Source organism: Armatimonadota bacterium, assembly GCA_031081675.1.
GTDB classification, from domain to species: domain Bacteria; phylum Sysuimicrobiota; class Sysuimicrobiia; order Sysuimicrobiales; family Kaftiobacteriaceae; genus Calidihabitans; species Calidihabitans tengchongensis.
In genome coordinates this window covers 32,045-45,499 of sequence record JAVHLZ010000012.1, presented here as the reverse complement: position 1 = coordinate 45,499, position 13,455 = coordinate 32,045, and the positions used below count along the sequence as shown (strand labels likewise).

Annotated in this window: 10 protein-coding genes; all 10 read left to right on the top strand. The window is 75.3% G+C overall.

The genetic code is table 11. From position 1 onward, the window contains the following. Positions 1-18 precede the first annotated feature (18 nt). Positions 19-1,059, top strand: a complete 1,041-nt coding sequence (locus tag RB150_06240) for a hypothetical protein (GenBank protein MDQ7820131.1) — start codon at positions 19-21, stop codon at positions 1,057-1,059. Between the two features lie 169 nt (positions 1,060-1,228). Then, entirely contained in the window at positions 1,229-1,474 is a 246-nt protein-coding gene (locus RB150_06235; GenBank protein MDQ7820130.1) for a zinc ribbon domain-containing protein, read from the top strand. A 94-nt stretch (positions 1,475-1,568) separates the two neighbouring features. Further along, complete coding sequence (locus RB150_06230) at positions 1,569-3,317, top strand: hypothetical protein (protein ID MDQ7820129.1); 1,749 nt, start codon at positions 1,569-1,571, stop codon at positions 3,315-3,317. Further along, positions 3,314-4,033 (top strand): hypothetical protein, encoded by a 720-nt coding sequence (locus RB150_06225; protein ID MDQ7820128.1) that lies wholly within the window; start codon positions 3,314-3,316, stop codon positions 4,031-4,033. The genes RB150_06230 and RB150_06225 overlap by 4 nt, the downstream gene beginning before the upstream one ends. A 98-nt stretch (positions 4,034-4,131) precedes the next feature. After that, positions 4,132-5,652: a hypothetical protein gene (locus tag RB150_06220; protein ID MDQ7820127.1), complete on the top strand. Its 1,521-nt coding sequence runs from the start codon at positions 4,132-4,134 to the stop codon at positions 5,650-5,652. A gap of 24 nt (positions 5,653-5,676) precedes the next feature. Then, a complete protein-coding gene (locus RB150_06215) occupies positions 5,677-6,684 on the top strand; it encodes a MoxR family ATPase (GenBank protein ID MDQ7820126.1) in 1,008 nt (335 codons plus the stop codon). Between the two features lie 78 nt (positions 6,685-6,762). Beyond that, the gene (locus tag RB150_06210) at positions 6,763-7,653 is read left to right on the top strand and encodes a DUF58 domain-containing protein (protein MDQ7820125.1); all 891 of its coding nucleotides are present in this window, start codon (positions 6,763-6,765) and stop codon (positions 7,651-7,653) included. Continuing rightward, entirely contained in the window at positions 7,650-9,434 is a 1,785-nt protein-coding gene (locus RB150_06205; GenBank protein ID MDQ7820124.1) for a VWA domain-containing protein, read from the top strand. Before RB150_06210 ends, RB150_06205 begins: the two co-directional genes overlap by 4 nt. Then, positions 9,431-12,157, top strand: a complete 2,727-nt coding sequence (locus tag RB150_06200; protein ID MDQ7820123.1) for a VWA domain-containing protein — start codon at positions 9,431-9,433, stop codon at positions 12,155-12,157. Before RB150_06205 ends, RB150_06200 begins: the two co-directional genes overlap by 4 nt. Before the next feature lie 136 nt (positions 12,158-12,293). Then, positions 12,294-13,451, top strand: coding sequence for an iron-containing alcohol dehydrogenase (locus RB150_06195; GenBank protein MDQ7820122.1), 1,158 nt, complete (start codon positions 12,294-12,296; stop codon positions 13,449-13,451). Positions 13,452-13,455: the final 4 nt, after the last annotated feature.

Sequence of the window (13,455 nt, the reverse complement as noted above, 5' to 3'; positions counted from 1 at the left end):
CCTCCCGCTGTGCCGTCTGTGAGGAGTCCAGCGCGCGGGCGCGCCGTCGCCCTGACCCTGGCCGCCGCGCTGGCCGTCGGCTGTGAGGTCAGCCGTCCGCCCGCGCCCGAGAGTACCCGCCAGCTGCGGGTGGTCGATGTCCGCCGGGTGGCAGATCGGCCCGCCCGCTCGCCCGCGGTGTGGTCTCCCGACGGTGCCGCCCTGGCGTACGCCGCCGGCGGGCAGATCTGGGTCCACCCCCTGGACGGACCCCCGCGGCCCGTGCTGACGGTCCGGACGGGGCGGTCGCTGTCGTGGTCAGGCCCCCTGGGCCTGCTGGCGGTGGTGGACGAGGGCGCGGTGTGGACGCTGCGCCCCGACGGCACGGCCCGGCGACGCCTGGCGCTGCCCGGGCGGGCGGTGCGTGCCGCCTGGGCTCCGGGCAGCGACCGGATGGCGGTCGTCCTGCAACGCCAGGACGGCGGGCGGGTTGCGGACGAACTGTGGCTGACCAACCGCGACGGGGGATTTCGCCGCCAGGTGTTCCTGCCTGCCGACGGCCGCCGGATCGCGGACGTCCAGTGGTTTCCCGACAGCCTGTACCTGCTGGTCGCCTTCAGCCCGGACGGGCGCACCATCACCGAGGCCTGGCGCGTGCGGATCGCCTATCCGGACCGCCGGCGGATCCCCCTGGAGGGCCCGGCCGGCGCGCTGGTCCTGTCTCCGTCGGGGCGCCATCTGGCCGTGGTGTTGCCGGACGCCCCGGGGGCGCGCCTGGTGGTCAGGCGCCTGGACGGCACCGGGCGCCTGACGCTGGCCGCCGGGCGCCTGAGCGGCGTGGGGTGGTCCCCCCAGTCGGACAAGGTGGCATACGCCGACGTCAGCCCCGACGGCCGGGCGGAGGTGCTGGTGGCCGACGCCGACGGGTCAGGCCGCCTGGTGGTGGCGGCGTTCGCGCTGGAGATCCCCGGCCCCGCCCTGTCGGTGGTGTGGTCTCCGTCGGGTCGGGCGCTCGCGTTCGGCACCAACACCGGCGACACGGTCGGCCCCATCTGGGTGGCGCGGCTGGCGCGGAGGTAGGGGAGACGAACGTTGAAACGCCCTACTTCAACTCTCCAACGCTCGGACGCTTCAACGCTCCCACGGTTGGACGCTTCAACGGCTCAACGCAGGTTCAGGGCCTTGACAGCCGCGGGGCGGGCTTTGATACTAGGGTACCGAGTGGTTCCGTCCAGGAAGGGATTCGGCGATGCCTCTGTACGAGTACCGGTGCGCGCACTGTAACCACCACTTCGAGGTGTATCACGCCGTGGGCGAGACTCCCGGCCCGTGTCCCCTCTGCGGCGGACCGGCGCGCCGCGTGTTCAGCTCCGTCGGGCTGATTTTCAAGGGGTCGGGCTTCCACGCCACTGACTACCGCAAGCCGTCGGCGTCTTCCAACGGCGAGGGCACGCCATCTCCCCGCACCGAGTCGTCCTCGAAGACCTCCTCCTGACCCTCCGGTTCCGGTCTGCCTGAGCGCGCCGGCGTCACCGCCGGGGGGCAGGGCGCAGGGGGCCCGGCGCCAAAAGACCACAGCCGGGTGTGTCGTGCGCCGCCTTCTGCGCGCCTGCCGCGTTGTCGTCCCGCTGGTCGCCCTGGCTGCCGCTTCGGCCGCCGGCCAGGAGGCGGTGGAGGTTCGGGCGTCGGCCGGCTGGTCGGGCTGGGTGACCGTGTCCGGATGGATCCCGCTGCGGGTGGAGGTACGGACGGCGGTCCCCATCGACGGCTCCCTGGTGGTGGAGGTTCCCTCCCCCTCCGGAGGTCCGCCGATGGTCTTCCGGCGGCCGGTGCGTCTGCCGTCCGGCGGGCCCCATGTCCTGAGTGTGGATATCGTCCTGCCCACGGCGCGCCGGCCACCCGTGGTCCGGCTGGAGGCAGGGGCGATCCAGGCGCGCACCGAGGTGGACCTGCGGTCCTCGCGGGTGGTGGATGCGGTGGTGCTGGCCGTGTCCCGGGAGGCCGCCGGGCTGGAGCATCTGGGGGGCGCAGGGCGGCTGGGCCCGGTCTACTTCAGGACGGATGACCTGCCGGACCGCTGGCAGCAGTACGCGTCGGCCGCGGCCGTGGTCCTGCGGGACGTGGATCCGGAGGCGCTCACCGCCTCGCAGCGGGAGGCGCTCGTCCAGTGGGTCGTGCAGGGCGGCCGCCTGGTCCTCACCGGGGCCGAGCGCCTGCTCTCCCTGCGGGCCCCGTGGCTGGAGGAGATGCTGCCCGGACAACCTGTGGGGGTGACCACCACGAGCCCCGAGGATCTGCCCGGTCTGCCGCCGGGGATCCCGGCAGCGCTGCTGAGGCCCCGCCCCGGCGCTGAGGTCTTCCCGTCGCCCGCCCGCGCCCTGATGGCCCGGTGGCGGTACGGGGCCGGGATCGTGACCATCTGGGGGTGGGACGCCTTTGACCCACGGCTGCGCACGTGGCCCGGCCAGGCTGGTCTGTGGCGCGAGGTGCTGGAGGCCCCGGCCGCGGCGCCGGTGATCGGTGATCTGTCCGGGGCGCTGCCGGCCACGCGCCCGCTGCCCGGGAGCCTGCCGGCAGCTCTGGCGGCGCTGTCGGCGGCGTACATCCTGCTGGCCCGGGCCGTGCTGCGGCGGGCCGGCCCGGGCCGCTACGGCTGGGTGGCCGTGCTGGCCCTGTCGGTGGCCGGCGCGTCCGCCATGCGCGCCTTCTCCCTGTCCGTGCGGGACGCCGCCACGGCGGTGGTGCAGGTCTCGGTGGCCGAGCGGCTGCCGGGCACGCCGTGGGCGCGCGTGCAGGGAGTCGTGGCCGTCTACGCGCCGTACGGAGCGCGGGTGCGCCTGCGCGCTCCCCCCGGCGGCGTCTTCGCGCCCGCAGTCCACCTGCCCGTCGCCTTTGAGGACCCGGCGACGGCGGTCGGGGAGGTGCCACCGCCCGGGCTGCAGGTCGGCCTGCGGCAGATGGTCGAGTTCCCCGTCCAGGGCACCCTCCGCGAGAGGCCCGAGGGCCTGGAGCTCTCCGTGCGCAACCTGTCCGGCGCGTCCATCGAGTCCCCGCGGATCGTGCGGGCCGGCCAGGTGGCGGCGCTGTCGCGCCTGACCGCCGACGGCACCGTGATCCTCGACCCCACCGGGTGGAGACCTGTGCAGCGGGCGCCTGCCCCGCCCGCGCGCGTGCCCGACCGCCTGCTGGACGAGGTCCTGGCCGCGCTCGCCGCTGCGCCGCCTGCGGAAGGCTGGCTGGTGGGATGGGTGGCTGACGAACGGGTGGTGGTGCGGTCGGACACCTCCTCCGTGATGGTCCACCACCTGGTCGTGGTGCCTCTGGCGGTGCGGCCGTGAACCCCGTGCTGCGATCCGAGCTCCGGTACCGCCTGGGCGGCTCCCGGGCCGTCGCCGCGCACACGGTGGTCCTGGCAGTCCTGGCGGTCCTGGCGTTGCTGGCGCTTCCCCCCGACGTGGGGCGGGAGGAGGTACGGCGGGAAGGGCTCGTGATCGCCGTGCTGGTGGTGGCTGCGGCGTCGGTGACCTATGTCGCCTCGGCCAGCGGGTGCGGCGAGATCGTGATGAATGGCGAGAAGCCGGCGTGGGACCTGGCGGCGTCGTCTCTGCGGGCCCGCGATATCGCCGCGGGGAAGGTCCTCTCCGCAGGCGCCCTCGCGGCTCTGCAGACCGCGCTGGCCGCCCCCTTTCTGGTGGTTACCGCCGGCCTGCGAGGCGACTCCCCTGTCCTGGTCGGACAGGCGGCCGTGGTGATCGTGCCGGTGGCGACCGCCGCGGGCGCGGCCGGGTCCCTGTATGCGGCGCTGCTGGAGTCCGACGTGCTGCGCAGCCTGGCCCACTGGACCACTGTGGGGGTGCTGTTTCTGGTCCCGTCGGCCCTGCCCGCCCCCTGGAGCCTGGCGGGCCCGGTACCGGCGCTGTCGGCGCTGGTGCGGGAGGGATGGCGTCCGGTCCATGGGCTGGTGGCGGCGGGCTACCTGGCCGTGGCCGCCGGCTGCGGCATGCTGCTGCGCCTGCGGGTGCAGGCGATCCGCCGCCGCTGGGTGCGGGAGTGAGGTGCAGCGGCCGCCGGGCGGGTGGACCGCGCACCGGAGGGAGCGGAGGGGGCGACCCGACCGGCGAACTGAGCGGCTCGGGGTGCTATCATCGTCCTATGGGATCGGTCGTGCACCCCACCCTGGCGCGGGTCACCGCCCGGGCCGCATGGCGGCTGGCCGCCCGACGGGCGCTGGAGTGGGCAGCCGTCGCCTCCGTGCTCACCCTGTCCGCCCATGTCCTGCTGCTGGCCGCCGGTCTCGTCGTGCCCCTGGCGCCCCCCTCCGTTGCCGCGGCCGTTTTCCGGTCCGCGGTCGCCGCGGCCTGCGCGGCTCTGGCTGCGGCCGTGTGCCGCCGCCCGGATGAGCTGGCGGCGGCCCGCGTCCTGGATGACGTGCTGGGCCTGGACGAACGCGCCAGCACGGCCGTGGAGGTCGCCCGGCGTCCGGCGGGCCCGCTGGCCCCGCGGGTGGTCGCCGACGCCGTGGCCCACCTGCACGGAGCCGACCTGCGCGCGGTCCTGCCGGTGCGGCCTCCCCGCCTCCTGGCGTGGGTGCCGCTCCTGGTGGTGGCCCTGGCCGCCTGGCCCCTGCGCGGTCTGGCGATTCCCGGCACCCCGGCCCACCGCGCCCAGCAGGTCATCCGGCGGGAGGCGGCGCGTCTGGAGCGGGTGAGCCGCATCCTCGAACGGCAGGCCCGGGCCGACCGCCTGCCCCTGACCCGCCGGGCCGCGCGGGAGATGCGGGCAGTGGGAGAGAGGCTGCGCCAGGAGCGGCTTGACCGCGCCGCCGCCCTGGCGCGCGTCGCCGATCTGGCCCGGGAGGTGCACCAGTGGCGCCAGGATCTGGACCGACGCCTGGAGCAGGCGTCGGCGACGCCCGCCGGCGCGCCCCCGGACTCGCTGCGCCGCTCGGCCCTGCAGCGCCAGATCCGTCAGCTGCAGGAAGCGCTCTCCCATCTGCAGTCGGACGACCCGGCGGCGGCCCGGGAGGGCCTGGACAGGCTGGGAGAGGTCCTCCGCGAGGGGGAGGGCACCGCGCCGGCCGAGGTCCGCCAGCAGCTCCGGCGGGCCCGGCAGCAGCTGGACGACGGGGACGTCTCCGGAGCCGGCGAGTCGCTCACCCAGGCTCTGCGCTGGCTGGCCGGCCTGGAGGGCCTGGCCGCCGACCGGGAAGGGCTGGAGCGCGCCCAGCAGGAGCTGGACAGCTCGATGGCCCGGATCGCCTCCGGGTCGTCCTCCGCCGCGGCCGAGACCCCGGGCGCCGACTCCTCCGAGGCGGTAGCGCCCGGCGATCGGTCGCCGGTGGCGGATGCGGACGCCGGCGAGCCTCCACCCCAGGGATCCCGCGAGGGATCCCTTCCGGGGACCGGCCGCGCCGGCGAGCAGGCGGGACCGCCGACCCCGCGGCTGGATGTGGAGAAGATCCCTCAGCGCGTGCGGGGAGCGCCCGGACAGGGGGAGGCGACGGCCTCCGAAGTGGTCGGCCCCGGCCGTCTGTCGGCCACGAGGGTCCAGCCGGCGCGCGTGCCGCCGGCGGTGGTGGTCCGGGCCGACAGGGCCCTCCAGCGCGCCCGCGTGCCGGCGGCGTACCGCCGCATCGTGCAGGACTACTTCCGTCGCCTGGCCGGTCTGCGCTGAGGGAGAATCGCGGGAGGTGGCGCGGTGGCTGAAGACGGAACCCTGGACCTGACGCCCGAGGAGTTTGCCGCCACGGTGGACCGCATCCGCCGGGAGGTGCAGCGGGTGATCGTCGGCCACCAGGAGCTGATCGACCAGGTCCTGGTGGCGCTGCTGGCGGGCGGGCACGTGCTGCTGGAAGGCGTGCCGGGGCTGGGCAAGACCCTGCTGGTCAAGACGGTGGCCCAGACCCTGGCCCTGCGCTTTTCGCGCATCCAGTTCACCCCGGACCTGATGCCGGCCGACATCGTGGGCACCACGGTGGTCATGCAGGACGCCGAAGGGCGGCGGTACTTCGAGTTCCAGCGGGGGCCGATCTTCACCCAGGTCCTGCTGGCCGACGAGATCAACCGCGCCACCCCCAAGACCCAGTCGGCCCTGCTGGAGGCGATGCAGGAGCACGCCGTCACCGTCGGAGGCACCTCGTATCCCCTGGAGGAGCCCTTCTTCGTCCTGGCCACCCAGAACCCCATCGAGATGGAGGGCACGTACCCTCTCCCGGAGGCGCAGCTGGACCGGTTCCTGTTCAAGCTGCGGGCGGAGTTCCCGGGCGTGGACGACCTGGTGGAGATCATCGACCGCACCACCTCCGCCTCCCTGCCGGCCGTCGAGGTGGTGGCGTCGGCGCCGCGCCTGCGGGCCATGATGCGGCTGGTCCGCCAGGTGGAGGTGGCGTCCCACGTCAAGGCCTACGCGGCCCGGCTGGTGCGGGCGACCCACCCGCACACCGCCGGATCGTCGCTGGCCCGCCGCTACGTCCGCTACGGCAGCAGCCCCCGGGGAGCGCAGGCGCTGATCCTGGCCGGCAAGGTGCGCGCCCTGATGGCCGGGCGGGCCAACGTGGCGTTCGCCGACATCCACGCCCTGGCGCTGCCGGCCCTGCGCCACCGGATCATCCTCAACTTCGAGGGGGAAGCCGAGGGAATCGACCCCGACACCGTCGTCCGCAACGTGCTGGAGGAGACCCCCACCCGGGAGGGCGCGCGGGCCTGACGGGGCGGGTTCGGGGTTCGGGGGAGGAGAGCGCGCCGGTGTTGTTGACCTTCCACCTCCACCCGTCAGCGTCGTCCCATGAGCGCCGTGCTGCTTGATCCGGCATTCCTGCGCCGGCTGGAGGCGCTGGCCCTGCGGGCGCGCCGACCGGTGCGGGGTGTCCTGCGCGGCGAGCGCCGCAGCCGCACGCTGGGGCGGGGGGTGGAGTTCGCCGACTACCGCTCCTACCAGGTGGGCGACGACTACCGCCACATCGACTGGAACATCTACTCGCGGCTGGACCGGCTGTTCGTCAAGCTCTTCAGCGAGGAGGAGGACATCAACGTCCACCTGCTGGTGGACGTCAGCGCCTCGATGGCGTGGGGCCAGCCCAGCAAGGCCCTGTACGCCGCCCGGGTGGCCGCCGCCATCGGATACGTGGGCCTGCTCGGGCTCGACAGGGTGGGCGTGGTGTTCTTCGCCGACCGGGTGCGCCGCCTGCTGCCCCCGGTCCGGGGACGCGGCCAGACCGTGCGCCTGATGGCCTTCCTCGCCGACGCCGCCGACCCGGCGCCGGCTGCCGCCAGCGACCTGCGCCAGACCCTGCGGGAGTACGTCCACCGCACGCGCCGGCGGGGCCTGCTGGTGCTGCTCAGCGACCTGCTGTTCCCCGGCGGGTACGAGGACGGGCTCACCCTGGCCCGGGCCCACCGCTTCGAGCCGTTCGTCATCCACGTCCTGGCCGACGACGAGCTGGACCCCCAGGTGCGCGGGGACCTGCGGCTGGTGGACCGGGAGACCCGCGCCGGGGTGGAGGTGACGGTGGACGGGCCGGCCCTGGAGGCCTACGCCCGGGCGCGGGACGCCTACCTCCGGGGCGTGGAGGAGTTCTGCCTGCGCCACCAGATCGACTACGTCCGCATCACCACGTCCGTGCCGGTGGAGGACCTGGTGCTGCGCTACCTGCGCATGGGAGGGCTGTTCCGGTGACCCTGGGCGCGCCGGCGGCGCTGTGGGGCCTGCTGATCCTGCCGGCGGTCCTGCTGCTGTACCTGCTGCGGGCCCGGCGGCAGGAGGTGCCGGTGAGCTCCGTCCTGCTGTGGCAGCGGGCCGCCCGGGACCTGCGCGCCCGGCGGCCCCTGCGCCGCCTGGAGCACAGCCTGCTGCTGGCCCTCCAGCTGCTGATCCTGACCCTGGGCGTGCTGGCCCTGGCCCGTCCCCTGCGGCCGGTTCCGGCCGCGGGTCCGCTGGTGGTGGTCGTGGACACCTCCGCCAGCATGCAGGCCACCGACGTGGCGCCGTCCCGGTTCGAGCGCGCGCGCCGGCTGGCCCGCGAAGAGATCCGCCGGGCGGCGGGACCGGTCGCCCTCATCGAAGCCGGTCCCCAGGCCGCGCTGCGCGAAGGGCCGGGTGCGCCCGCCCGGGCGCTGCGGGCCCTGGACGCCTTGCGGCCCACGGACGGCGCCGCGGCGATGGACCAGGCCGTGGCGGCGGCGCTGGCGAGGCTGCCCGGCGGGGAGTCGGGGAGGGTGGTGGTGTTCACCGACCGCGCCGGCCCCTCGGTCCCGGGCGTGGACTACCGGATCGTCGGAACCTCCGACCGCAACGTCGGCATCGCGGGGATCGCGGCCGACCGCCTGCCCTCAGGGACCGCGGCGGTGGTGCGGGTGATCAACGCCGGGCGCGTCCCGGCGCGGGTGCCGCTGGAGGTCTCTGTGGAGGGCCGGCCGGTCCTGCGCCAGGACGTCTCCGTGCCCGCCGGCGGGTCCTCGGCGGTGGCCCTGCGGGGATTGGGAACGGGGGTCCTCACCGCCCGCCTGGACGCGGAGGACGACCTGCCGGTCGATGATGCCGCCGTGGCGGTCCTGCCGCCCCGCGTGCGGGTGGCGGTGGCCGGGGAGGAGGACCGCGCCCTCCTGGAGGCCCTGGCCGCCTCCGGCGCCGAGGTGGTGCCGGCGACGGCGCAGGAGCTGGCCCGGGCGGACGTGGTGGTCATCAACCGTCTGCCCCTGTCGGACCTGCCGCCCGGACGTTATCTCCTGGTGGGGACGGTGGCCCCGCCCCTGCCCGTCGCGGTGGAGGGGGAGGCCGCGCAGCTAGAGGTCGTCCGCTGGTCGGCCGCTCATCCCGTGATGCGCTTTGTGGACTTCCAGGACGTGACCGTCTCCCGCGCCCTGGCGCTGCGCCCGGCGGGCGGCGAGGTCCTGGCGGAAGGGCAGTGGCCCCTGATCTGGGCCTACGAGGGGCGAGGAATCCGCGCGGTCGTCCTGGCGGCGGCGCTGGACCAGACCGACGTTCCCCTGCACGCGGCGTTTCCCATCTTCGTGCGCAACGCCCTGGCCTGGCTGGGAGACATGCCCGCCGCCGTCCGGGTCGGCGAGCCCTTCACGGTGCCGGCAGCGGCCGCGGCGGTCACCATGACGGGACCGGGCGGGGGGACGCAGGTTCTGCCCGCCCGGGGAGGGGCGGTGAGCCTGGTGGTCGAGCGCGCGGGCCTGTACCGTCTGCGCGACGGCGACAGCGTCCGGCTGATCGCCGCCCTGCCGCCGCCCGAGGAGTCGGACATCGCCCCGGTGTTTCCTCCGCCCTCGGGCGGGGCGGGCCGACCGACCGCACCGGCGGCATCGCGGGCCGTGGATGTGTCCCCCGGTGTCCTGGCGGCGGCGGTGGTCCTGGCCGTCATCGAGTGGGCGGTGTACCTGCGAACCCAGCCCCGCCGCGCGCCCGCCGGACCGGTTCCGCGGCTGCGGCATGTGGGGGTGCGCCGGTGACGCCGGTGCGGGTGGACCATCCCGCCGCTGTTCTGCTGCTGGTTGCCGTGCCCGTGGCGGTGGCTCTGGCGGCCCGCCGCGCGCTGCCCCGGGGCGCCCTCGTCCTGCGGCTGGCCGTGCTGGCGGCGCTGGCCCTGGCGGCCGCCCATCCGGCGGTGCGGCGGCCCGGAGGCGACCTCACGGTCGTCTTTGCCGTTGATGTCTCGGACAGCGTCCGGGCCGCGCAGCGGCAGGCGGCGGAACGGTTCGTGCGGGACGCATCCGCCCTGCGGCGGCCGGGAGACCGGATCGGGCTGGTGGTGTTCGGAGCCGACGCGGTGGTCGAGGAGGTGCCGTCGGCCGATCCGCTGCTGGCGTTCGTCAGCCGGCCGCCCGGCCACGCCACCGACCTGGCCGCGGCCATCCGGGCCGCGCTGGGCGTTCTGCCGCCCGAGGGCAGCCGGCGGGTCGTGATCCTGTCCGACGGCCGCCCCACCCGGGGAGACCTGGCCGGAGCCCTTGCCCTGGCGCGGGCCGCCGGGGTGGAAGTCTCGGCGGTGTCCCTCGACGCTCCCCCGCCGGCGGAGGTGCTGGTGGACGCGGTGACCGCTCCTACCGAGGTGCGGGTGGGAGAACGGTTTGACGTGGCCGTGGCGCTGGAGGCCACGGCGCCCGCGCAGGTGGACCTTGCGGTCAGCGGCCCGGACGGCGTCGTCGCCCGGCGGTCCCTCCAGGTGCCCGCCGGGCGGAGCGTGGTGCGCATCCCCCAGCAGGCCCGCCGCGAGGGCACGCTCCTGTACGCCGCCACCATCGCCGCCACCCCCGATACCTCGGCGGCCAACAACCGCGCCGAGGCGGCGGTGCGGGTGCGCGGGCAGCCGGTGGTCTGGTACGTGGCCTCCGCGCCGGGTCCTCTGGGTCGGTGGCTGGAGGCCGCGGGCGTGCGGGTGCGGGGTCTGGCGCCGCAGGCGCTGCCGGCTGGCGTCTTTGCCTTCGCCGAGGCGGCGGCGGTGGTGCTGGACGACGTGCCGGCCACAGACCTCTCGCCCGCCCAGCTGGGCGCCCTGCGGGACTACGTGGAGCGGGCGGGCGGCGGGCTGGTGGTGGTGGGCGGACCCCACAGCTACGGGGTGGGCGGCTACGCCGGCACCCCGCTGGAGGATGCGCTGCCGGTGGCCATGGACGTCCGCCACCGCCTGGCGATGCCCTCCCTGGCCATCGTGCTGGTCATCGACACCTCCGGCAGCATGGGCGCCTTCGGCCAGCAGATCGCCAAGGTGGACCTGGCCAAGGAAACCGCCCAGGCGGTGATCGACCTGCTGGGCGAGCGCGACATCATCGGCGTCATCGCCTTCGACCAGGACGCCCGCTGGCTGGCCGCGCCCACCGAGGCGCGGCACCGGGAGCAGGTCATGGACCAGGTGGCGCGCCTGGTGGCCGGGGGCGGCACCAACATGTATCCCGCCCTGCGCCTGGCCTACGACTACCTGCGGACGGCCTCGGCCCGGGTCCGCCACGTGATCGTCCTGTCTGACGGGCAGACCGATCCCGGCGACTTCCAGGGACTGGTGAGCCGCATGGCGCAGGACAGGATCACCGTGACCGCCGTGGCCATCGGCACCGACGCCGACGAGAGCCTGATGCGGAGCATCGCCCGCTGGGGCGGCGGTCGGTACTACGCCGCCCGGGACGTGTACACCATCCCCCAGATCCTCACCGCCGAGGCCCTGATCGCCTCCCGGGCCTACCTGGTGGAAGAGCCGTTCGTCCCCCGGGTGGCCCGCCGCGGCCTGGCGGACGGCTTCGCCTTCCCGCCCCTGCGGGGGTACGTGGCGACCGCCCCCAAGGCCGCGGCCACCGTGCACCTGGTGTCCGCCCAGGAGGACCCCGTGCTGGCCACCTGGCAGCGCGGCCTGGGCCGGGCGGTGGCCTATACCTCCGACGCCACCGACCGGTGGGCGTCCGCCTGGATGGCCTGGCCGGACGCCGCCCGCTTCTTCACCCGGCTGGTGCGCTGGGCGCTGCGGGATGAGGACGACGACCTCACGGCGGTCCTGGACACGCACACCACGCCGCCCCGGGTTGTCGTCGACGCCGTGACCGCGGACGGCGAGCCCGTGGACGGCCTGCAGGTGCGCGCGCTCCTGGACGGTCCCGCCCCGGCGGAGGCGGATCTGGTCCAGACCGGCCCCGGCCGCTACGAGGGAGCCGTGGATCTGGCCCAGCCGGGCGCCTACGCGCTGACCGTGGCGGCGCGCGACCGCTCGGGAACCGTGCGCGTGCGGACCGCCGGCGTGGTGGTGCCCGCCTCGCCGGAGCTGCGCCCACCCACGTCTTCCCCTCCGGTCCTGGCCCAGGTGGTCGAGGCTACCGGCGGACGCCTGCTGGCTTCCCCCCGCGAGGCCGTGGCGCCGGGCCGCGGCTCCCCGGCGGCGGCGCCGGCGTGGCCCGCCCTGACCGCCCTCGCCGTGGGCCTGTTCGCGGCGGAGGTGACCCTGCGGCGTCTGCCGGTGCTGGGCGTCCACCTGACCGCCCTGGCCGCGTCGTTGCGGGCTCGCCTGGCCCGGACCGGCGGGGCGCAGGAAGAGGAGGAGGACCGCCAGTACGCGGAGGCCGACCGGTGGGCGCTGCTGCAGCCTCCCCCGGAGGCGTCGGCGTCCATGCAGCAGGCCGCGCGGCTGTACATTGCCAAACTGAAGGCGCAGCAGGACCGCCCCCACGGCCGGGGGAACACCGAGGAGTGAGAGATGTTGGAACGTTAAAACGTTGGCGCGTTGAAGCGTTGACACGTGACAACGTCGGGGCGCGGCGGTCCCATGGTCCGACGCTTCAACGATTCAACGGGCCGACGTTCAACGATCTGCAGAGGAGGCGCACACCGTGACGGCCTCTCAGCTGTTCGCGTTTGAGGCCCCCACCCGTCTGACCTTCGGGCCCGGGGCGGTCGGCCGGCTGCCGGAGGCGGTGGCCGGACTGGGCAGTCGAGCCCTGGTGGTGTCCGACCCCGGCATCGCCCAGGCAGGCATTGTGGACCGGGTCCTGTCGCTGCTCCGGGACGCCGGCGTGACCGCCGAGGACTTCACCCAGGTGGAGGCCAACCCCAGCGTGGAGACGGTGCACGCGGCCGCCGAGGCGTTCCGCCGCGCCCGGGCGGCGTTCGTGGTGGCGGTGGGCGGAGGCAGCGCCATGGATGTGGGCAAGATGGTGGCCGTGCTGGCCTCCCACGGAGGCGGGGTGCGCGACTACGAGGGCCTGGGCAAGGTCCCGGGCCCCACGGCTCCGGTGGTGGCCATCCCCACCACCGCCGGCACCGGCAGCGAGGTCACCACCTTCGCCGTCATCACCGACCGCGAGCGCCGGATCAAGATGACCGTCGGCAGCCCGCACCTGGTGCCCCCCGTGGCCCTGTGCGACCCCGAGCTGACCCTCACCATGCCGCCGGGGCTCACCGCCGCCACCGGCATGGACGCCCTGACCCACGCCGTGGAGTGCTACACCAACACGGCCTACAACCCCATCGCCAAGAGCCTGGCCCTGGAGGCGATGCGCCTGATCGGCCGGGCCCTGCGGGCCGCCTACGCCAACGGCAGGAACCTGGAGGCCCGGACCACCATGCTGCTGGCGTCCACCATGGCCGCCCTGGCCTTCACCCGCACCCGGCTGGGCAACGTGCACGCCATGTCCCACCCGCTGGGCGCGCACTACGACGTCCCCCACGGGGTGGCCAACGCCATCCTGCTGCCGTACGTGATGGCGTGGAATATGGTGGCCTGTTACGACACCTATCCCCAGGTGGCCCAGGCGCTGGGCGAACGGGTGGAGGGGCTGGGATCCCGCCAGGCCGCCGAGGCCGCCGTGGAGGCGGTGCGCCGGCTGGCCCGGGACGTGGGGATTCCCGAGCGGCTGCGGGACGTCGGCGTGTCCCGGGACGGGATCCCCCGGATGGCCGAGGACGCCATGAAGAGCGGCAACGTGCTGGTCAACCCGCGGGCCACCACGTACCAGGACATCGTCGCCCTGTACGAGGCGGCCTACTGAGCCC

Bases quoted from the DNA above. Each gene is read 5' to 3' on its own strand.
- RB150_06220 (MDQ7820127.1), top strand. From the start codon at position 4,132: ATGGGATCGGTCGTGCACCCCACCCTGGCGCGGGTCACCGCCCGGGCC.
- RB150_06210 (MDQ7820125.1), top strand. From the start codon at position 6,763: ATGAGCGCCGTGCTGCTTGATCCGGCATTCCTGCGCCGGCTGGAGGCG.
- RB150_06235 (MDQ7820130.1), top strand. From the start codon at position 1,229: ATGCCTCTGTACGAGTACCGGTGCGCGCACTGTAACCACCACTTCGAG.